11 protein-coding genes are annotated in these 22,041 nt (G+C 67.5%); 7 read left to right on the top strand and 4 right to left on the bottom strand.

Going from position 1 to position 22,041, the window contains the following annotated elements:
- Positions 1-161 precede the first annotated feature (161 nt).
- Positions 162-779 carry a pyridoxamine 5'-phosphate oxidase family protein gene (locus C8258_RS25995; RefSeq protein ID WP_106957414.1) on the top strand — a complete coding sequence of 206 codons (618 nt, stop codon included), beginning with the start codon at positions 162-164 and terminating at the stop codon, positions 777-779.
- On the opposite strand, the gene C8258_RS26000 is transcribed toward C8258_RS25995, so the two are convergent.
- Positions 766-1,248 carry a GtrA family protein gene (locus C8258_RS26000; RefSeq protein WP_106957415.1) on the bottom strand — a complete coding sequence of 161 codons (483 nt, stop codon included), beginning with the start codon at positions 1,246-1,248 and terminating at the stop codon, positions 766-768. The two genes, C8258_RS25995 and C8258_RS26000, sit on opposite strands and share 14 nt — an antisense overlap.
- Before the next feature lie 191 nt (positions 1,249-1,439).
- On the opposite strand from C8258_RS26000, the gene C8258_RS26005 reads away from it, so the two are divergent.
- From C8258_RS26005 to C8258_RS26030, 6 genes are all read left to right on the top strand, one after another.
- The gene (locus C8258_RS26005) at positions 1,440-2,930 is read left to right on the top strand and encodes an FAD-binding protein (RefSeq protein ID WP_369974819.1); all 1,491 of its coding nucleotides are present in this window, start codon (positions 1,440-1,442) and stop codon (positions 2,928-2,930) included.
- Positions 2,927-3,688 (top strand): decaprenylphospho-beta-D-erythro-pentofuranosid-2-ulose 2-reductase, encoded by a 762-nt coding sequence (locus C8258_RS26010; protein ID WP_106957417.1) that lies wholly within the window; start codon positions 2,927-2,929, stop codon positions 3,686-3,688. The genes C8258_RS26005 and C8258_RS26010 overlap by 4 nt, the downstream gene beginning before the upstream one ends.
- A gap of 270 nt (positions 3,689-3,958) precedes the next feature.
- The gene (locus tag C8258_RS26015) at positions 3,959-5,827 is read left to right on the top strand and encodes a galactan 5-O-arabinofuranosyltransferase (RefSeq protein WP_233225347.1); all 1,869 of its coding nucleotides are present in this window, start codon (positions 3,959-3,961) and stop codon (positions 5,825-5,827) included.
- Between the two features lie 169 nt (positions 5,828-5,996).
- Positions 5,997-7,847, top strand: a complete 1,851-nt coding sequence (locus C8258_RS26020) for a DUF6541 family protein (RefSeq protein ID WP_106957419.1) — start codon at positions 5,997-5,999, stop codon at positions 7,845-7,847.
- 85 nt (positions 7,848-7,932) lie between these two features.
- Positions 7,933-11,184 carry an arabinosyltransferase domain-containing protein gene (locus C8258_RS26025; RefSeq protein WP_106957420.1) on the top strand — a complete coding sequence of 1,084 codons (3,252 nt, stop codon included), beginning with the start codon at positions 7,933-7,935 and terminating at the stop codon, positions 11,182-11,184.
- A gap of 55 nt (positions 11,185-11,239) precedes the next feature.
- The gene (locus tag C8258_RS26030) at positions 11,240-14,611 is read left to right on the top strand and encodes an arabinosyltransferase domain-containing protein (RefSeq protein WP_106957421.1); all 3,372 of its coding nucleotides are present in this window, start codon (positions 11,240-11,242) and stop codon (positions 14,609-14,611) included.
- Between the two features lie 87 nt (positions 14,612-14,698).
- Here the strand turns inward: C8258_RS26030 and C8258_RS26035 are convergent, their stop codons facing one another.
- The 3 genes from C8258_RS26035 to pks13 all read right to left on the bottom strand — a co-directional run bounded on the left by C8258_RS26035 (position 14,699) and on the right by pks13 (position 21,944).
- Positions 14,699-14,899 (bottom strand): DUF5988 family protein, encoded by a 201-nt coding sequence (locus C8258_RS26035; RefSeq protein WP_036497026.1) that lies wholly within the window; start codon positions 14,897-14,899, stop codon positions 14,699-14,701.
- A 173-nt stretch (positions 14,900-15,072) separates the two neighbouring features.
- Positions 15,073-16,617, bottom strand: coding sequence for an acyl-CoA carboxylase subunit beta (locus C8258_RS26040; RefSeq protein ID WP_036497025.1), 1,545 nt, complete (start codon positions 16,615-16,617; stop codon positions 15,073-15,075).
- Positions 16,614-21,944, bottom strand: a complete 5,331-nt coding sequence (gene pks13, locus C8258_RS26045) for a polyketide synthase Pks13 (RefSeq protein WP_106957422.1) — start codon at positions 21,942-21,944, stop codon at positions 16,614-16,616. The genes C8258_RS26040 and pks13 overlap by 4 nt, the downstream gene beginning before the upstream one ends.
- Positions 21,945-22,041: the final 97 nt, after the last annotated feature.

The raw sequence follows: 22,041 nt of genomic DNA on the forward strand, positions 1-22,041 counted from the left end.
TCCGATACGTCCGAATCGGTCGGCATCCCCGGGGCAAACGACCTTTCGGCATTGCCGGATTCGCCATCCGAAATACGTTCGTTCCTATAGTATTTCGGCATATTCCAGGTTCGGCGCCGAACCATCCACGTGCGGATCTCAGCTACCCGGAGGGGTGTGGCATGTCCGGTTTCACAGGCGGCAGTGACGGCGAGCGGGAACTGCAACAGCGATTCGGTACCGAGGAGCGTGCGGGGCGTTTCTACGACGAACAGGTGCTCAACGGACTCAACACCCGTATGCGCGACTTCGTCGGCCGGATGGATATGGCCTTCATCGCCACCGCCGATCGGCACGGGGAATGCGATACCAGCTTCCGGGCCGGCAAACCCGGATTCGTGCACGTCATCGACGACCGTACGGTCGCCTATCCGGAATACCGGGGCAACGGGGTGATGGCTTCGCTCGGCAACATCCTGGAGAACCCGCACGTCGGCATCCTGATGATCGACTTCGTGCACGACCTGGTCGGACTGCACATCAACGGATCGGCACGCATCGTCGACGATCAGGCCTTACGGGACCGCGTGCCCGGCCTGCCCGCGGCCGAACGCGGGCGGATCGCCGAGCGGTGGGTGGTCGTGGATGTCGAGGAGGCCTATATCCACTGTCGCAAGCACATCCCGCATCTGGTGCCGGCCGCCCGTGAGGAGCGGGAATGGGGTACCGACAGTCCGCGGGCCAAGGGTGGGGACTACTTCGGCGCCAAGGCGCAGGCGCGGGCCCTCAGCGGATCTTGAAGATCACCGCACGCTGCACGACGAAGTTGATCACGGTGGCCACGCCCTGCGCGATGACGAAGGCGATCAGAACGGCCCCCTTCACCGAATGGCCGGCGATATCCACCGACATCGGCGGCAGGGTGTCGTTGAGCAGGGCGTTGATACCCACCTGCGCCGCGAAGGTCACCGCGTAGAGGATCACCACCGCCACGAAGCGGCTGCGACTCGGCGGCGCCTTGAACGTCCAGCGCCGGTTGATCAGATACGCCGTGGTGGTGCCGACGATGAAACTGCAGGCCTTGGCGAAATCGCGCGGGACTCCGAACAGGGCCATGAGCAGCACGTACAGCCCGAAGTCGACCACCGCCGACAATCCACCGGTGAGGACGAACCGGACAATCTGAGTCTTCAGATCGACATCCGTACCGCCCGGCTCGTCTACCAGGGGTAACTCGGCCGGAAGAGGGAGATGGGGTTCCGCACTCACGGCACGAGAGTAGCGGGTCGCGCCGGCGGCGCCGCGACAGCGGCACTCCACACGGCCGCGACAGCGGCACTCCCACACGGCCGCGACAGTGGCACTCCCGCCCCGGTCGCCGCTGTGAAATCCGCCTCGAGCGGGCCGCGGAGCCGCGACACCCGACCCCTATCCCGGTCATACCTGTAGCCTCTATGCCGATGTCCACGAAAGCTCAGACCTCCACCGCCGCGGGTCCTGCGAACTCCGCGGGCGACGGCGAGGCGTCACAGGCAAGCAGCAACGGCTCCGCCGACAGCTTTTCGCTGCCGACGCGCACCCGCCGACTGACCGGTTGGGGTCGTACCGCGCCCTCCACCTCCGAAGTGCTCTCGACCGGCGATCCGGAACTGATCGCCAAGGCCGTGGCCATGGTCGCAGAGGACAACGAGTCCAAGCCGGCGTACCTGCGGCGCGGTGTGATCGCGCGCGGGCTCGGCCGGTCCTACGGCGACCATGCGCAGAACGGTGGCGGCCTCGTCATCGACATGTCCGCGCTGAACAACATCCACCGGATCGACCGCGACAGCCACCTCGTCGATGTGGATGCCGGCGTCAGCCTCGATCAGCTGATGAAGGCCGCGCTTCCCTTCGGCCTGTGGGTTCCGGTCCTGCCGGGCACCCGTCAGGTGACCGTCGGTGGCGCCATCGCCTCCGATATCCACGGCAAGAACCACCACAGCGCGGGCAGCTTCGGCAACCACGTGCGGTCGATCGATCTGCTGACCGCGGACGGCAAGATTCAGCACATCGGTCCCAAGAAGAACGCCAAGCTGTTCTGGGCGACCGTCGGCGGCAACGGCCTGACCGGCATCATCCTGCGTGCCACGATCGAGATGACGCCGACCGAGACGGCCTACTTCATCGCGGACGGCATCAAGACCACCACGCTGGACGAGACCATCGCCGTGCACAAGGACGGTTCCGAGGAGAACTACACGTACTCCTCGACCTGGTTCGACGTGATCAGCGCACCGCCGAAACTGGGGCGCGCCAACGTATCTCGCGGCCGCTTGGCCAAGCTGGACGAACTGCCGAAGAAACTGCGTGCCAATCCACTGAAGTTCGACGCGCCGAATCTTCTGACGGTGCCGAACGTCTTCCCGAGTTTCGCGGCGAACAAGCTCACGCTCGGCATGGTCGGCGAGGCGTACTACGCGCTCGGCGGCAACTACACCGGCAAGATCATGAACTTGACGCAGTTCTATCACATGCTGGACGTCGTCTCGGAGTGGAATCGTGCCTACGGATCGGCCGGTTTCATCCAGTACCAGTTCGTGTTGCCGCCGGAGGCGCTGGACGAATTCACCAAGATCATCGTCGACATCCAGCGTTCCGGTCACTACTCGGCGCTCAACGTGCTGAAGTTCTTCGGCCCGGGCAACCAGGCGCTGCTGAGCTTCCCCATGGAGGGCTGGAACATCTGCGTCGACTTCCCCGTGCGGCCCGGCCTCAACGAGCTGGTCACCGAACTGGACCGTCGCGTACTGGAATTCGGCGGTCGTCTCTACACCGCGAAGGACTCCCGGACCACCGCGGAGACCTTCCACAAGATGTATCCCAAGATCGACGAGTGGATCAAGGTCCGCCGAAGTGTCGATCCCACAGGCGTTTTCATGTCCGATATGGCGAGAAGGCTGGAGCTGCAGTGATCAACGCGGTAGGTAACCCGCAGAACATTCTGCTTTTGGGCGGTACCTCGGAGATCGGCCTCGCGATCGTCGAGGAGTACCTGAAGAAGGGGCCGGCGCGGGTGGTGCTCGCGGCGCTGCCGAACGATCCGCTGCGGGCCCGGTCGGTGGCTCAGCTGGAGGCCGCGGGCGCGTCGAAGGTCGAGATCGTCGACTTCGACGCGCTGGACACCGGCAGCCACCCCAAGGTGATCGAACAGGCCTGGGCCGACGGCGATATCGATGTCGCGATCGTCGCCTTCGCGCTCGACGGTGATGCCGAGGAGCTGTGGCAGAACCAGCTCAAGGCCGTGCGCGTCGCCGAGGTCAACTACACCGCGGGCGTGTCGGTCGGCGTGCTGGTCGGCGAGAAGATGAAGGCCCAGGGTTTCGGGCGGATCATCGTCATGTCCTCGGTGGCCGGTGAGCGCGTCAAGCGCGCCAACTTCGTCTACGGCTCCACCAAGGCCGGTCTGGACGGTTTCTACCTCGGACTGGGTGAGGCGCTGCGCCCGCACGGTCCGCGCGTCACCGTCGTGCGGCCGGGCCAGGTGCGCACGCAGTTCTCCGCGCACGTCGCCGAGGCGCCGCTCACGGTGAACAAGGAAGACGTTGCGGCGCTGGCGGTTTCGGCGTCCGAGAAGGGTAAGGAACTGGTCTGGGCGCCCGGCACGTTCCGCTGGGTCATGATGATCCTGCGCCACGTTCCGCGCCCGATCTTCCGCAAACTTCCGATCTAGTTCGGCTCGATTTCGAGCCGCGAAGGAGAGTCGCCGCTACCGAGCGCCGGCTCTCCTTCGCATTTTCCGAGGACGGCCGCCGGCGCAGCGCGAGCTTCGCGTCGACGCGAACCGGTTCCACCCGGCTTGTAGGCTCGCGAGCAGATCGGCGGCGAGAGAGGATCCGGAGGCACAGTGCGCGTACTAGTCCGGCAGGTCGGGGGCGGGCTCGGGGAGGCTGTCGTCGGGGCGGTGGTCGCCGCGCTGGTGGCGGCGATCGGGCTGACGGCGATGTCGGCGGTGCAGTGGCCGGCGTTCAACTCCTCCAATGTGACTCGTGCGATGACCACCGTCGGGCAGGCGGGGGCGGCGGTGCTGCTCGTGCTCGCCATCGTGCTGATCCGGTTGCACCGGTGGCCCTGGGTGGCGAAAGTGCTGTCCTGGGCGGGTATTTCCGCCTTCGTCACGGTGACGCTGGGCATGCCGCTCGCGGCGACCAAGCTGTATCTGTTCGGCATTTCGGTGGATCAGGAATTCCGCACCGAATATCTGACGCGACTCACCGATACCGCCGCGCTGCACGATATGACCTACGCCGACATTCCGGCGTACTACCCGGCCGGGTGGTTCTGGATCGGCGGACGCGTCGCGAATCTGCTCGGCCTGGCCGGGTGGGAGGCGTTCAAACCATATGCGATCGTGTCGCTGGCGGTGGCGTCGGTGCTGGCACTCGTGTTGTGGTCCAAGCTGATTCGATGGGATTGGGCGGTCGCGGTCGCGGCGACGACCACTGCGGTGATGGTGGCCTTCGCCTCCCCTGAGGCCTACAGCGCCGTGCTGGTGATCCTGTTCGCACCGGCGATGGTGCTCGCCTGGGGTGCGCTGTACCGGCCCGCCGAGTTCGGGGCGGCGGCGAGATCGGCCGGCGAACCGCGCACCGCGGGCGGCTGGGGTGCGGCGATCGGAGCAGGCGCGTTCCTCGGACTCTCGGCGATGTTCTACACGCTGTTCTTCGTGGTCGCCGTCTTCACCGTGGTCCTGATGGGCCTGGTCGCGTGGGCGACCCTGTGGTGGCAGCAGCGCGAGACCGCGGTGCATCAGCCGCGTGCTCCGCGGCTCGGCGTCTTCCGCCTGCTGTGGCCGATTCTGCTGCGCCTGATCGTCATAGGCGTGATCGCCGCGATACTGGCCCTGATCGTCTGGGGCCCGTACCTGGCGAAGGTGCTGACCGGACATCTGCCGGAATCCAATACCGCCCTGCACTACCTGCCGGAGTCCGGTTCACGACTGGCGTTCCCGATGTTCGACTTCTCCGAACCGCTGCTCGGTGCGCTCTGCCTGCTCGGCACGCTCTGGCTGGTGGTGCGGGCGGCGAGTTCGCGACGAGCGCAGGCGCTGGGCATCTCGGTGGTCGCGATCTATCTGTGGTCGCTGGCCTCCATGCTGGTCACGGCGGCCGGTACGACCGGGCTGGCCTTCCGGCTGGAACCCATCCTGCAGGTGCTGCTCGCCGCGGCGGGCGCGTTCGGATTCGTCGAGGGAGCGCGGGCGATCTACCAGGCCGTCGACGAACCGCGGCGGTTCCGGGCGGCGACCGGAGTGGTCGCGGTGCTGGGTGCGCTGGCTTTCACCCAGAGCATCCCCGGCATCCTGAACGCCGAGATCACCACCGCCTACACCGACACCGACGGCAGCGGGGTGCGCGCGGACAAGCGCAGCCCCTCGGCGGTGTCGTACTACGGGCGCATCGATGCGACCCTCACCGAGCAGACCGGGCGTCCGCGCGACCGGACGGTGGTCCTCACCGCCGACACCAGCTTCCTGTCCTACTATCCGTACTTCGGTTTCCAGGCGCTGACGTCGCACTACGCCAATCCGCTCGCCGATTTCCCGGCCCGGGCCGCCGAGATCAAGCGCTGGAGCGAACTGAAATCACCGGCCGAGTTGATCGACGCGCTGAACCACTCCCCCTGGCGCGCGCCGGACGCCTTCCTGTTCCGCCGCAGCGGCGAGAACTACACCCTGCGCCTGGCCGAGGACGTCTATCCGAACGATCCGAACGTGCGCCGCTACACCGTCGAGTTTCCGGGGACCCTCTTCGCCGATCCACAGTTCCGGATCACCGATATCGGGCCGTTCACCCTGGTCGTACGCCACTGACTCCCCTGTGGATAAGGCTGTGGAATTCCCCCACTCCTGTGGATAACCAACGTTCACTCAGCGCTGATTCGCCCCGGATGGGTACGGTGGGTGGCTGATTGTCGGCCGAAGGAGTGTTTTTCCAGTGGTGCAGGGCGGGCCAGCGGTTCCGAACGAGCAGCGTCCGGGGGTGAGCGCGGCCGTCCTGTCCGAGGGGCCGGAGCTGGGCACCCCGGAGCCGAGACTCGCGGACAGAGCCTCCCGTGGCGCGCGCCTGCGCGACCGTCTCCTCACTTCCCGAGCGGATCTCGTGGTCGCGGCCGTCTACCTGACCGCCGCCGTCTACGTCCTGTCCGGGCAGTGGCGCGACACCGCGCACGGATATCTGATCGCGAGCGGCGAGGACCAGTCGATGTGGGAGTGGTTCTTCGCCGAAACCGCGCATGCGGTGATCCATCTGCACAATCCGCTGGGCACGAATCTGCAGAACTATCCCGACGGCGTGAACATGATGGCCAACACCGCCATGTTCGGCGTCGGTATTCCACTGACTCCGGTGACGGTCCTGTTCGGCCCGACCGTCACCTTCGCCCTGGTGCTGACCCTGGGCCTGGCCGGAACCGGTTTCGCCTGGTACTGGCTGTTCTCCCGGGAGTTGGTGTCGTCCCGTTTCGCCGCCGCGCTGGGCGGCGCGTTCTGCGGTTTCGCACCCGCGATGATCTCGCACGCCAACGCCCATCCCAATTTCGTCGGTCTGGCGATTCTGCCGGTGCTCGCGGTCCTGGTGATCCGGATGGCGCGCCGGGCCGTGCGCGGCGAACCGGTGACGCGGGCGGGGCGGGTGCGGGAGGCCGTGGTGCTCGCGGTCCTGGTGGCGCTCCAGATCGCGCTCGGCGAGGAACCGCTGCTGATCTTCGCCCTCGGCTTCGGCCTGTTCGCCCTCGTCTACTACCTGCACCGACCCCGGACCGGCCTGCGGGTGGTGCGTGCCGTGACGCCGACCCTGGCGCTGGCCGCGGTGATCACGGTGGCCGCTACGGCGATTCCGCTGTGGTGGCAGTTCTTCGGACCGCAGAGCTACCGTTCCATCGATCACGGGCCGATGGGCAACGACCTCACGGCGCTGGTCGAATTTCCCTCCCGATCGCTCGGCGGCGTCTTCGCCCCGGGTAAGACCCCCGCGATCAATCCGACCGAGGAGAACGCCTTCTTCGGCTGGCCGCTGCTGGTATTGACCGCGGTGACCGCGGTCTGGCTGTGGCGCTCGCGCAACCGCGAATATCGGGTGATTCGCGCGGCCACGACGGTGATCGTGGTCTACAGCATCCTGTCGCTGGGGATTTCGCTGCGGATCGGCAGGTCCGATACCGGGATCACGCTGCCGTGGCACTGGCTCGACCAGGTGCCGCTGCTGAACACCGTGCTGGAGACCCGCTTCACCATGGCCGCGATTCCGGCGCTCGCGGCGATCCTGGCGCTGGGTACGCAGCGCATCCTCGACTACGCGCGCAGCAGCACGAACGATCTGCGGCCGGTGATCTGGTTCACCGCCGTCGCGCTGGCACTGGTCCCGCTGGTACCGACCGTCCTGCCGGTGACCCATCGCGATCCGACGCCGCGATTCTTCACCGACGGCACGGTCGACCGCTATGTCGGCGACGGGTCGGTCGTGATCGCGCCGCCGCCGACCCGGCTCGACGCCCAGCCACTGAACTGGCAGGTCGACTCACATTTCGGCTTCCCGCTCGCGGGCGGCTACTTCGTCGGGCCGACAGCCGACAAGAAAGGCCGCTACGGACCCGACGACCGGCCGACCGCGACGCTGTTGATGCGGGCGCAGCAGACGGATCGCATCCAGCCGGTCGATGTCCGGGCACGGGCTCGAGCGCTGGCCGATCTCGCCTACTGGCACGCCGATGTGGTGGTGCTGCCGCCGACCGAACACGGCGGGGCGATCCGCGCGACCCTCGACCAGCTGCTCGGCATCCCGGGGCAGGTGGTCGACGGTGTCGTCGTCTGGGATGTGCGCGGACTGGGCTGATTCCACGGCGACCTCCGCCGGGCCCTCCGCGGTTACGCACGCTGCCACCTCCGGGCCCGCCGCCGCGGTCGCTTAGCATCGCTGGGTGCGCGCAGACTCTCCAGCGTTTCCCCGCATCCGTGTGATCGCCCTCCTGTCGGGTCTGATCGCCGTCGCCCTCGCGGTGCTCACACCGCTGCTGCCGGTGCGGGAGGACCGGGCGAGCCTGGATTGGCCGCAGCCGCAATCGGTCCCGGTGAACGCGCCGCTGGTGTCGTATGTGCCGCTCACCGTCGACGCGTCACTGCCGTGCAGCGCGTTGCGCGAACTCCCCAGTGGCACGGTCTTGTCCACGGTGCCCGCCGACGCGCCCAATGCCTCCGCGAAGGGCCTGGTCGCCAAGATCGCCGACGAGCCGGGTGGGCGCGCGCTCTCGGTGCGGCTGCGCGATATTCCGCTGCTGTCGGCGCCGCTGGCCGAGGTCGGTGGCTGCGCACGTTTCGTCGTCACCTCCACCGCGCAGGCCACCACGGCCGAATTCACCGGTGTCACCCGGCAGGACGGCACACCGTTCACCAATACCGTCGGCGGCGATGTGCGGCCCCAGATCGTCGGCGTCTTCACCGATCTGACTCGCGAGCAGCTCGGTGACGCCCATCTGCACGCCGCCATCGACTCGCGCTTCTCGTCGACGCCGAGCCCGCTGAAGCTGGCCGCGATCATCGGCGCGGTCGTCTTCACCGTCATCGCGCTGATCTGCCTGCATCTGATCGATACCGCCGACGGGCGACGGCCACGCCGCTTCCTGCCGGCGCACTGGTGGCGAGTCACCGTCGCGGATGTGGTGGTGCTGGGCACGCTGGTGGTCTGGCATGTGATCGGCGCCAATACCTCCGACGACGGCTACATCCTGAATATGGCCCGAGCGTCGAAACATTCGGGTTATATGGCCAACTACTACCGCTGGTTCGGAGTCGCCGAGGCGCCCTTCGGCTGGCCGTACGAGGTGCTGGCCTGGATGACCCGGGTCAGCGAAGCCGGCTGGTGGATGCGGCTGCCGGCGCTGCTGGCCGGTGTGCTGTGCTGGCTGGTGATCAGCCGGGAAGTGCTGCCGCGCTTGGGTTCTCGCGTCCGCCGCGACACCGTCGCGCTGTGGACGGCGGGGCTGGTGTTCCTGGTCGCCTGGCTGCCCTACGACAACGGCCTGCGCCCGGAACCGCTGATCGCCCTGGGTGCGCTGCTGACCTGGTGCTCGATCGAACGCTCGATCGCGACCCGGCGACTGCTGCCCGCCGCGGTCGCGGTATTGATCGCCGCGTTCTCACTCGCCGCCGGGCCGACCGGCCTGATCTGCATCGCCGCCCTGGTCGCCGGGTCGCGACCGGTCCTGCAGCACATCATTTCCCGCGCCCGCGGCGGCGGTTCGGCCGGCGCGGCGATACTGCGGTACGGCGCCCTGCTCGCGCCGGGCGCGGCCGCCGGAGCGCTGGTCCTGGTGGTGGTCTTCGCCGATCAGACCCTGGCCTCGGTGATGGAGGCGACCCGGGTCCGCAAGATCATCGGACCGAATGTGGCCTGGTTCGACGAACGGACCCGCTGGGATTCGCTGCTGATGCTGGCGCCGGACGGCTCGCTGGCCCGCCGGTTCGGCATTCTCGGCATGCTGCTGTGCCTGCTGGTGTGCGTCCTGGTCATGTTGCGCAAGAACGGCCGGATTCCGGGCACCTCGAAGGGCCCCTCGGCCCGCATCCTCGGCATCGTGTTCATGTCGCTGCTGCTGATGATGTTCACTCCGACCAAGTGGACCCACCACTTCGGCGTCTATGCCGGATTGGCCGGTTCGCTCGCGGCGCTGACCGCGGTAGCGGTGGGTATCAACGGAATCCGGGCCCGCTACAACCGCTCGCTGTTCGCGGCCGCGGTGTTCTTCCTGCTGGCGATCACGTTCACCGGCTCCAACGGCTGGTGGTACGTCTCCAGTTACGGTGTGCCGTGGTACGACAAGGCGCCGCTGATCGCCGGTAAGGGGCTCTCGACGCTGTTCCTCGGACTCGCGGTGCTGAGCCTGCTGCTGGCGGCCTATCAGTACTACCGCGAGCCGTATCGAAAAGCCGACGGCCGCAGGCGGTTCGACACCTGGGCCGTACAGCCGCTGACGATCGCGGCCGCGGCCATGGTCCTGTTCGAGGTCGCCTCGCTCGGCAAGGGCGCCATCACGCAGTATCCGTCCTATTCCATCGCGAAGTCGAATATCCGTGCGCTGGGCGGACATCCGTGTTCCCTGGCCGATGCGGTCCTCACCGAAACCGACACCGCCGATTCCCTGCTGCAGCCGTACTCCGGTTCCGCGGCGGACGCGCTCGGCGCCGACAGTACGGGCTTCGACCCGAACGGCGTGGCCAAGGATCTGACCGCCGACGCCGAGGAGACGACCACCGGCGGCGCGAATTCGGTCAACACCGATTCCGCGAACAAGACCACCCACACCACCACCGCGGGCACCGGCGGCGGTACCACCCAGCAGGTGGGCGTCAACGGCAGCACCGTCGCGCTGCCGTTCGGGTTGGACCCGGCGCGCACCCCGGTGCTGGGCAGTTACACCACCGGCACCAAACAGCAGGCGCACCTGACCTCGGGCTGGTACCGGATGGATCTACCCGGCGCCCGCCAAGACCCGGCTCGCAAAGTTCTGGTGGTCACCGCGGCCGGGCGGATCAAATCGGTGAATGCCGACGGCGTGGTCACCTACGGCCAGGATCTGCGCGTCGAATTCGGCGACCGCGCCGCCGACGGCACCGTGCGGCCGCTGGGCTCGTTCGTACCGCTGGACATCGGCGGCGCGCCGTCGTGGCGGAATATGCGGGTGCCGCTGGACCGCATTCCGGACGGCACCAACGCGGTGCGGATCGTGGCGGTCGCCAACGACCTGACGCCGCGGCAGTGGCTGGCGGTCACGCCGCCCCGGCTGCCGAAGCTCGCCACCCTCGATTCGGTGGTCGGACACACCGATCCGGTCCTCGAGGATTGGCACGTCGGCCTGGCCTTCCCCTGCCAGCGCCCGTTCGACCACAAGGACGGCGTGGCCGAGGTGCCGAAGTGGCGCATCCTGCCGGACCGGGTCGGTTCCGACGCCTCCAACGCCTGGCAGGACGATATCGGCGGCGGTCCACTGGGCTGGACAGGATTGTTGCTGTCGGCCCAGACCATCCCCGCCTATCTGAACGACGACTGGGGCCGGGACTGGGGTTCGCTGGAACGATTCACCCCCTACGTGCCGGAGGCACGCCAGGCCGACGTCGGTGTGACGGTGCAGACGCGCTGGGGCTGGGACAAGGATGCGCCCATCAAGGTGAAGTGAAATAGCGGGGCGTGAACAGCGTCACTCTCAGCGTGGGCAGATAACATCACCATCCGTGCCCGACGCCGCAACAGCTGTCTTGACCAAACCGACGGTCGCCGAACAACCGGTGACGTCGCGCGATTTCCGCACCGCCCGGCTGATCGCCGTGATCGCCGGCCTGCTCGGCGCGATCTTCGCGCTCGCCACCCCGTTTCTGCCGGTCCAGCAGACCACCGCCGAGGTGAACTGGCCGCAGGGCGGGACCATCGGCAATGTCGAGGCGCCGCTGATGTCGCAGGTCCCGGTGGATCTGCGGGCCTCCATCCCGTGTTCGACGGTGGCCCAGCTGCCCCAGGGCGGAATGCTGCTCAACACCGCGCCGCCGCAGGGCGACCGAGCCGCGCTCGAGGGCATGTTCGTGCGTGTCACCAGCGATTCGGTCGACGTGGTGGACCGCAATGCGATCGTCGCCTCGGCGAAGCGCGGTGAGCTCGACGGCTGCACCGCGATCACCATCACCTCCGATATCGACCGCACCTACGCCCACTTCGAGGGCCTGACCACACAAGTCGAACGGCCCGCCGCCGACGGTGGCACCGAAACGGTGACCGTGCCGGTGGACGGCGCCCTGCAGGGTGATCTGCGGCCGCAGGTGGTCGGCGTGTTCTCGGATCTGAAGGGTGTGGCGCCGGCCGGGCTGTCGTTCCACATGACCGTCGATTCCCGCTTCTCGTCGTCGCCGACCGTGATCAAACTGGTCGCGATGCTCGCCGCGGTGCTGTGCACCCTCATCGCGCTGGCCGCGCTCGGCCGCCTCGACACCAGCGACGGCCGCGGTCACCGCCGCTTCTTCCCCGCGCACTGGCTGAAGCCGACCTGGGCCGACGGCGCGGTGCTGAGCATCCTGCTGGCGTGGCATTTCATCGGCGCCAACACCTCCGACGACGGCTACATCCTGACGATGGTGCGCGTGGCGCCGCACGCGGGTTATCTGGCCAACTACTTCCGCTGGTACGGCGTGCCGGAGGCGCCGTTCGGCTGGTACTACGACGTGATCCAGGTCTTCGCGCAGATCTCCACGGCCAGCCCGTGGGTGCGTATCCCCGCGCTGCTGTGCGGAATTCTGTGCTGGATGGTGATCAGCCGCGAGGTGGTGCCGCGGCTGGGCCGCAGCGTGCGGACCTCGAAGGTCGCGCTGTGGACCGGCGGGCTGGTATTCCTCGCCTTCTGGCTGCCCTATGACAACGGCCTGCGCTCGGAGCCGATCGTCGCGCTGGGCGCGCTGCTGACCTGGGTCTCGATCGAACGCGCGATCGCCACCGGACGCCTGTTGCCCGCCGCCGGCGCGGTACTGGTCGCGGCGTTCACGCTCGCGGCGGCGCCGACCGGCCTGATGTGTGTGGCCGCGCTGCTCGCCGGTATCCGTCCGCTGGTGCGAATCGTGGTGCGTCGCAAGCGCGATCTGCAGACACGTGCCGGAAGCGGCTGGCGCGCTTCGGGTTTCGTCTCCTCACTACCGTTGCTGGCGCCGATCGCGGCGGCCGGTTTCCTGGTGCTCACCGTCGTCTACAGCGATCAGACCTTCGCCGGGATCCAGGAAGCCAACCGGGTGCGGCGCCTCACCGGACCGAACCTGGCCTGGTACGAGGACTATCTGCGCTACTACTACCTGTTCGTCCAGACCGTCGACGGTTCGGTCTCGCGCCGGTTCGCGTTCATCGTGATGATCCTGTGCCTGATCACCACCGCCCTGGTGTTGTTGCGGCGCAAGCAGATTCCCGGCATCTCCAGCGGTCCGACCTGGCGGTTGATCGGGGTGGTCTGCGGAACCATCTTCTTCATGATGTTCAACCCGACCAAGTGGACCCACCACTTCGGCGCCTATGCGGGCATCGCGGGTGCGCTCGCGGCGGTGACCGCGGTGGCGGTGTCGGCGACGGCGCTGCGGTCGCGCAAGAACCGCTCGATCTTCCTGGCCGCCTTGCTCTTCGCGCTGGCGCTGTCGTTCTCCGGCACCAACGGCTACTGGTACGTCTCGAGCTACGGCGTGCCGTGGTTCGACAAGACGGTGTCGCTGCACGGACTCCAGTCCAACACGATCATGCTGGTGCTGTTCGGGCTCGCGCTCGCGGTGGTGGCCTGGCAGGCGCTGCGCGAGGGCTACGCCAAACCGCCGGAGAGTTCGAAATCCTCGCGCGGCAAGCGTATTCGCCGGTTCGCGGCCATTCCGCTGACGCTGGTCGCCGCGGCGATGGTGTTGTTCGAGGTGTTGTCGCTGGCCAAGGGCGCGGTGACCCAGTACCCGGCCTACTCGCTGGCCCGCGGCAACGTCGACGCGGTCGACGGCAACCGCTGCGGAATCGCCGACGACGTTCTGGTCGAGTCGAATTCGAACCAGGGCCGGTTGAATCCGATCATCGATCCCGCGCATCCGCCCAAGGACAACGATCCGCTGGCCGGTGCCGACCCGACCGGCTTCGATCCCAACGGTGTGCCGACCGATCTGAAAGCCGATGCGGTGGAGGTGAAGCCGGGCACCGGCAACACCTCCAACCAGTCGGTGGGCGCGAACTTCGCCGAGGGCCAGAACGCCGGCACCGGCGGCGGCACCACCAAGGAAGCCGGTGTCAACGGCTCGACCGTCGCACTGCCCTTCGGCCTCGACCCGAAGACGACGCCGGTGATGGGCAGCTATCAGCAGGGCCTGCAGCAGCCCGCGCATCTGACCTCGAGCTGGTACGAACTGCCCGCTCGTTCGGCGGATTCGCCGCTGGTGGTCATCTCGGCGGCCGGCCGCATCCTGTCCTTCGATCAGACCGGTGCGTTGCAGTACGGCCAGGACCTGAAGCTGGAGTACGGCAAGCGCCAGCCCGACGGTTCGGTGAAATTCGAGGGCAGCTACGTCCCGCGCGATATCGGACCGGCGCCGTCGTGGCGCAACCTGCGCGTTCCGCTGTCGGAGATCGCCGCCGACGCCGATGCGGTGCGGATCTCGGCCAATCGCAATGTGCTGATCGGTGACCAGTGGCTGGCGTTCACACCCCCGCGGGTGCCGAAGATGGTCACGCTGAACACCTTCCTCGGCTCCGAACAGCCGGTGCTCGAGGACTGGGCGGTGGGCCTGCAGTTCCCCTGCCAGAACCCGTTCCCGCACCGGTACGGCGTGGCGACCATGCCGAACTATCGCATCCTGCCCGACCGCCCGCTCGCGGTGAGCTCGACCGATACCTGGCAGGCCGAGGAATTCGGCGGCCCGCTCGGCTTCACCCAGATGCTGGCGGGTTCCACCACGATCCCGACCTATCTGAAGGACAACTGGGCTCGTGACTGGGGCACCCTGGAGCGCTACAACCGGTACTACACCGACGCCACCCCGGCGAAGATCGACACGGGCACCGCGACGCGCTCCGGATTCTGGAGTCCGGGACAACTGCGCGTGTTCTGATCGGTAGTCCCGGCGAACGACGGCGGGCGGCGCACATATCGTGCGCCGCCCGCCGTCGTCGTATGCGGCGATGTGGGGTTGCCTGCCCTACACGTCGACGTGTTCGATCCATTCGTAGACGGGGAGATTGCCTTCAGGGGTGTCCTGGCGGCGTGGTGTGGATTTGAAACGTTCGTAGCCACCGGCGTTCTGCACGCGTAATTCGATGCCGGGTGGGGTGATGGGAACGATGCGGTGCGGCAGGTCGGCCGGCCCGCCCTCGAGTACAGCCTTCGGTGAGCTACCCATAGCTGAAGGCTCTCATATGGCGGCCCGCCGACCGGGCGATTCCACGAAAGACACGCGCTACCCGGCGTTCAACCGGGCGTTACCGCAGGTGCCGCTGACTGCCACCGCCGAACACGACAACGCCACCCGTCCGGATCTCCGGTACGGGTGGCGCCGGGTGCTCGTGCGCCGGTCTACAGCGGCAGCAGGTGATGTTTGCGCGGATTGCGCTGCAGGCGCTTGTCGCGCAGCAGGGTCAGCGCCTTGCGGATCTCCAAGCGGGTCGCCGAGGGCTCGATGACCGCATCGATGTAGCCGCGCTCGGCCGCGGGCCACGGGGTGGCGGCGGTCGCGTTGTAGAAGTCGATCATCTGTTTGCGGATGGCCTCGCGCTGATCCTCCGGCGCCGCCTCGAGCTGGCGACGGCCGACCAGGCCGACCGCCTGCTCCGCACCCATCACCGCGATCCGGGCCGTCGGCCAGGCGAAGTACACATCCGCGCCGAGGGCCTTGGACCCCATGACCGCCCAGCCGCCGCCGTAGGCCTTGCGCACGACGACGGTGACCTTCGGCACCGACGCCTCGACGAAGGAGAACAGGAAGCGACCACCGCGCTTGATGACGCCGGCCTTCTCCTGCTCCAAACCGGGCATGAAGCCGGGCGTATCCACGACCAGCACCAGCGGAATCTCGAACGCGTCGCACATCCGGACGAAATGCGAGGCCTTGTCGGACGCCTTGGCGTCGAGCGCACCCGCCAGATACATCGGCTGGTTGGCGACGACGCCGACCGACCGGCCGTCCACCCGGGCGAATCCGGTGATGATGTTGCGGGCCATATCCGACCCGACCTCGTGGAATCCGCCGTCGTCGAAGATCCGCAGCAACACCTCGTGCATGTCGTAGCTGGCGTTGTCGGAGTCCGGAACGAAGCTGTTCAGTTCCAGATCGGTTTCGGTGATCTCGGGCTCGAGGCCCGGATTGACGATCGGTGGTTCCTCCTGGCAGCTCGACGGCAGGAAGCTCAGATATTCGCGCGCCCACTCGAACGCCGCCTTCTCGTCCTTGGCGACGTGGTGGATATTGCCCCAGTCGGCCTGCCGGTAGGCGCCGCCCAGTTCGTCGGCGGTCACGTCCTCACCGGTGGCCTCGCGCGTGATCTGCGGGCCGGTGACGAACATGTGCGCGGATTCGGTCGCGATGACGACATCGGTGCAGATCGGCTGATACACCGCACCCGCGGCACAGTTGCCGAGGATCAGCGACACCATCGGCACCGCACCCGAGAGTGCTTCCATGGCGATCGCCATCTCGCCGTACCAGCGCAGCGAGGTCACCGCCTCCTGCACGCGCGCGCCACCGGAGTCGTTGATGCCGACCAGCGGGCAGCCCATCTTGGCGGCGAAGCGCATGAGCGAGGCGACCTTCTGGCCGAACATCTCGCCGACCGTTCCGCCGTACACGGTCTGATCGTGGGAGAACACCGCCACCGGGCGGCCCTCCACCAACCCGTGGCCGGTGACCACACCGTCGCTGTAGAGGGAGTTCTTGTCCGCCGGATTGCGTACCAGCGCACCGATTTCCACGAAGGTCCCCGGGTCCAGCAGCATGTTGATCCGCTCGCGCGGCGAGGGAATACCCTTCTTGGCCCGCTTGGCCACCCCCGCTTCGCCGGCCGGCTCCTGCGCGAGTTCCAGCTTCTTCCGCAGGTCGGCAAGCCTCTCGGCGGTCGTACTCACTGCTCTCCCTTCCCGGGTGCATCGTCGCCTTCGGTGCCGATCGCGGCCAGTTTCCGGGTGAGGTCGGCACCGATCTGCGCGACGCGCGGTTCATCGATGATCTGGAGGTGGTCACCCGGGATGTGGATGACTTCCAGGTTGGGGATGTAGTCGTCCCATCCGCCGTTCGGCTTGCGTTCGGCGAAACGTGGCTCGAGCTCGATCATGCCGTCGTGATAGCGGTCGGCCAGATAGAGCACGACATCACCCTCATAGTGAGACGGCTGCGCCTTCTCCAACTCACGGCTTTCGATCCACGAGTAACGCTGGTGCTCGATGACACCACCCGGGATTTTCACATCAGCGAATTTCAGCAAATCCGTGACGATCTTGAACTGCTCCTCGTCGGACGCCTCCGCGAGTTCCTGCAGCATCTCGTCGTCCAGTTCGCCTTGAATGCCGTAAGTCTTCTGCGCAAAGGCTTGGAAGCGCTCGATGCGGCCGCGTCGTCCCTGAGGACTGTTGTCCTCATCCTGGGTAGGCAGAGCCAAGTCGATCAGCCCGACCAGACGCACATCCGCACCCTCCGAACGAAGGATCTGTGCCACCTGCAAAGCCAGGACCGCACCCAGCGACCACCCGTAGAACACGTACGGGCCAGCGGGCTCGATTTCCCGAATCTTGGTGACGTACTGGCGCGCACGTTCCTCGATGGAACCGTCGACCCGCTCGAAGCCATACATCGGAGTACTTTCCGGCAGCCGCTTCAGCAGGGGTTCGTAAACGAGCGTGTTACCGCCGGAGGGATGGAATACGAAGACCGGCACCGCTTTCGAGCCTTCGGCTCGCGGGCGCAGGGGCCGTACGAATCCCTCGACGTCGCCACTGTTGTCCTGGTGCACCCGAACGACATCCGACAGTTGCTCGATGGTTTCACAATCGAGCACATCTTCGACGTCGATCTTCGCGCCGACCCGGTCCGACAGGCGCGCGGCCAGCTTCTCCGCGGTGTCCTCGTCGAGGATCGGCAGGGTGTTGAAGATGCCACCGGCCGACTTGCCGGTCACCATCGCCCACGCGGCGAAGGTCAACCGCTCGGCCGCATCACGCGGCGGCACATCGGCTTCCGGCTCCTTGGTGCCCGCGCCCTGGCCGCCGCCGAACACGGCCGCCGCGGCGCTTGCCTTCTGATCCGCATCGGCCACGTCCGCCACCGCACCGGCGGTTCCGGCGGGAGCAGCCGCCGCCGGCTCGGCCGGTTTCGGCTCGGCGGCCGCCACCTGCTGCTGCACCGCCGCGGCCGGATCCTCCCCGGCCTCCATCGCGGCCCGCGCGGCGGCGACGAAGTTGTCGTCCACGGTGAGCGAACCACCATCGGCAGCTTGCTTTTCCGCCATCGCGGCGACCTCGTCGCGGTGCTCGATGGCGTAGCGGAGCACCTTGCCCACCTCGTTGAGGCTGGCATCGCGCACCGCGGAGACCTGCAGCGAGGGGATGTCGAATTCGTATTCGACGCGGTTCTTGATCCGCATCGCCATCAGCGAGTCGAGCCCCAGCTCCATCAGCGGGATCTCCATCGGCAGATCCTCCACGGCATAACCCATGGATTCCGCCGCGATGGTCGCCAGCCGCTCCTCGACGGTCTGCGTACCGTTCGGATCCCAGCGGTCGCCGAAACTCTCGGCGACGACGAGATCGGCTGCGCCGCTGTCGGTTTCGGCCGGAGCGGGAGCGGGCTGGACGGCGGGTACCGAGGTTCCGTTGGTGGACCGCGCGCTCGCGGTCACCACCGCATCGAACAGCAGCCGGAACGCTGTGCCCTCACGGACGTGCACCTGGACCGAGGCTCCCCCCGGATGCGGGGTCAGCGTCGTGGTCAGGGTGCCGGATGCCGGCAGCGGGGAATGTGCGACGGTCGCGCCCAGCGCGACGTCCGACAACACCTGCGCCGCAGCCGCATTCACCAGACCGGCGAGATCGGTGACCGCAGAGGCCGCGACCTCCCAGGCGTGGCGGCCGTCGGGCAGCGCCACGTGCGCACCGGGCGCGCGGCCACTGCCCGAACCCGACGCGATGCTGACCTTGGGCCAGTATTCCTTGCGCAGGAAGGCGGTTCGCGGCACGTCGGCGTAGTCACCGGCGGGCAGCAGCGACACCAGGTCGACCGGATGACCCTGCACATACAGCTGGGCCAGCGCGGAGATGACGCCCGCGGCCTCGTCCTCCTTGCGCTTCAGCGTGGGGATCAGAGCCGCATTGTGCACACCGGCGGCGAAGGTAGTACCCATGACCTGCATGAGCGCAACGGAATTCGGCGCCAGTTCCAGATAGGTGGTGATGCCGGCGTCGACCGCTCGGCGGATCGCGTTGGTGAAGTACACCGAGCCGCGCATATTGGTCACCCAGTAGTCGACATCGTGCACCGGATCCGAACCGGCCTTGTACACGGTCGCCTTGTGCACGGTCGAGTAGAGATCCGTGGTCACCTTGGTCGGCTCGATACCGGCCAGCTCCGCGGCCAGCTCACCCAGCAGCGGATCCATCTGCGAGGTGTGCCCGGCGCCGCGGGTCTGCAGCACCCGCGCGAATTTGCCCTCGGCTTCGGCGCGCGCCACGATCGCGTGCACCTGATCCGGCGGGCCGCCGATCACGGTGTTGGTCGGCGCGGCGTACACCGCGACCTCGAGATCCGGGTAATCCGGCAGCACCTTCTCGATATCTTCGGCGCTGTATTCGACCAGGGCCATATTGCGCACCTGGTCGTCGGTGATCATCTGTTCGCCCTCGCCCATCAGCCGCGACCGCGCGCAGATCACGCGCACCGCGTCCTCGAGCGGCAGACCGCCGGAGATGTACGCACCGGCCGCCTCACCCTGCGAATGCCCGACCACGCCGTGCGGTTCGGCGCCGTGCGCACGCAGCAGCGCGGCGAGACCGAGCTGGATCGTGAATACGCCGACCTGCGAGGTGCCCACATCCCAGTCCTGGGCGTCGTCGAGGATCATCTCCTTGACCGAATATCCGGCCTCGTCGACAACCAGCTCGTCGACCTCGTCCACGGTCCGGGCGAAGATCGAATTCTCCAGGTAGAGCTGCTTACCCATCTTCCGGTGGTGCGAGCCGAATCCGGCCAGCACCCACATCGGTCCCTGGGCGGCCGGGGAGTCGGCGGTGAACACACCCGGCCCCGGCTTACCGGCGGCGATGGCCCGCAATCCGGCCACGGCCTCCTCGTGGGTCTTCGCCAGCACCACGCCGCGCGAACGGCCGTGGTTGCGCTTGGCCAGCGACCGTGCCACATCCTCGAGCGGAGTCGCCTGTCCCGCTTCGGATTCCAGCCAGTCGGCGAGGTCGCTCGCGGCCCGGCGGCGGCGCGACGGCAGATAGGCCGACACCGGCAGAATCACCGGCAGCGGCTCGGTGCGTTCCTGCGTCCACTCGGCCACCTCGGCGACGGGCCCGGGTGCGGCCAGCGGATCGCTGCCCTCGACGATCGCCTCGACACCGGCGAGCACATCGGTCGCCTCGTTGTCGAGTTCGGCGTCGAGCGTCTCGGTGTCCGCCGAAGCGCCCTGCGCGGCATCATCTTTCGCCTCGTCGGCCGCGGCCGGGACGTATTCCTGGATGACCACGTGCGCGTTGGTGCCACCGAATCCGAATCCGGAGACGCCGATGGTGGCGGTACCGCTGTAGCGCGGAAATTCGGTGGGCTCGTCGACGACCTTCAGGTGCGCCTGATCGAACGGGATGAAGGGACTCGGGCCCGCGTAGCCGATATTCGGCGGAATGACGTTGTGCTGCAACGCCAGAATCACCTTGGCCAGGGCGGCGGCGCCGGCACCGGATTCGAGATGTCCGAAGTTGGTCTTCGCCGAACCCAGCAGCGCCGGCTTGTCGTCTTCGCGCCCGCGGCCGATCACCCGGCCGAGCGCGTCGGCCTCGATGGGATCGCCGATCGGGGTACCGGTGCCGTGTGCCTCGATGTAGTCGACGGTCGAGGGCGCGATACCGGCATCCCGGTACGCGCGGCGCAGGACATCGACCTGCGCCTCGGGATTCGGTGCCGCCAGTCCGTTGGAACGACCGTCGGAGTTGACGGCAGTGCCCTTCACGACCGCGAGAATGCGGTCCCCGTCGCGCTCGGCGTCGGCCAGGCGCTTGAGCACCACCATGCCGGCGCCTTCACTGCGGACCATGCCGTCCGCATCGGACGAGAACGCTTTGATGTGGCCGTCTTTCGCGACCGCGCCGACGGAATCGAATCCGAGGGTGATCGCGGGGGCCAGCAGCATGTTCACACCACCGGCCAGCGCCACGTCGGCGTCGCCGTTACGCAGTGCGCGCACCGCGTCGTGCACCGCCACCAGGGTCGACGAGCATGCGGTGTCCACGGCTACCGAGGGACCGCGGAAGTCGTAGAAGTACGACACCCGGTTGGCGACGATCGCGGTGGAGCCGCCGGTGAGGGCATAGGCGTCGGCCGAGGCCGGCGCGTCGGCGTCCGACTTGCCCAGTCCCAGTGCGGCGAGCAACGAGAAATCGTTGGTCGAGGTACCGATGAACACGCCGACCGATTCGCCCTTGAGGGTATTCGCCGGAATTCGCGCGTGCTCCAACGCTTCCCAGGTCAGCTCCATCATGAGCCGCTGCTGCGGATCGACGCGCTCGACCTCGACGGGCGACATCGCGAAGAATTCCGCGTCGAAGCCCTTGATCACGTCCTGGTCGAGGTAGCCGCCGAGGGTATTGCCGTTCTCGACGGCCGCCGCGATATCCGGATCGGCCAGGAATTCCGACCACCGGCCCTCGGGCAGGTCCCGGATGCCGTCACCCCGGTTGATCAGGAAGTCCCAGGTCGACTCCGGTGTATCGCCGGCTCCGGGCAAGCGCGTGGAGAGACCGACGATGGCGATATCGTGCGCCGCCCCCGGCTGATAGCCGGCGGTGTAGAAGGCGTCGTCCGCCGCCTCCTCCGGCGTCTCCGGCTCACCGTTGATGATCCGCTCGGCGAGCGCCGCGATCGTCGGATGCTGATACACGATCGTCGCGTTCAGCAGTACGCCGGTGAGCTCTTCGATATCACCGCCCAGGGCGATGGCGTCACGGGAGGCCAGGCCGAATTCCTCCATCGGCCGGTCCACCGTGATCTGCTCCACCGGCTGGCCGGTGGCGTCGGCGACCCAGCGCTGCAGCCACTCGCGCAGCTCGGCCACCGACATATCGGTGCCGCCGGATTTCACCGCACCGCCCGGCTCGGTCACACTCTGTTCGGTCGCAGTGGTCTGCTCCACCTCGGCGTTCGCGTCGCCGGTGATTGCCGTCGTCTGGGTGCCCTCGTTGTCAGCCATCAATTCCTCAAGCTACCTGTGTGCGAATGTTGCGCGGGCGGGGATTGACAGCCGATTCGCCGTCATGTGGATAAGTGGCGGGTTGTGGACAACTCGC

The organism is Nocardia sp. MDA0666, from assembly GCF_003023875.1.
GTDB classification, from domain to species: domain Bacteria; phylum Actinomycetota; class Actinomycetes; order Mycobacteriales; family Mycobacteriaceae; genus Nocardia; species Nocardia aobensis.

Coding starts and splice junctions, on each gene's coding strand:
- C8258_RS25995 (WP_106957414.1), top strand. CDS start 162: ATGTCCGGTTTCACAGGCGGCAGTGACGGCGAGCGGGAACTGCAACAG.
- C8258_RS26005 (WP_369974819.1), top strand. CDS start 1,440: ATGTCCACGAAAGCTCAGACCTCCACCGCCGCGGGTCCTGCGAACTCC.
- C8258_RS26015 (WP_233225347.1), top strand. CDS start 3,959: ATGTCGGCGGTGCAGTGGCCGGCGTTCAACTCCTCCAATGTGACTCGT.
- C8258_RS26035 (WP_036497026.1), bottom strand. CDS start 14,899: ATGGGTAGCTCACCGAAGGCTGTACTCGAGGGCGGGCCGGCCGACCTG.
- pks13 (WP_106957422.1), bottom strand. CDS start 21,944: ATGGCTGACAACGAGGGCACCCAGACGACGGCAATCACCGGCGACGCG.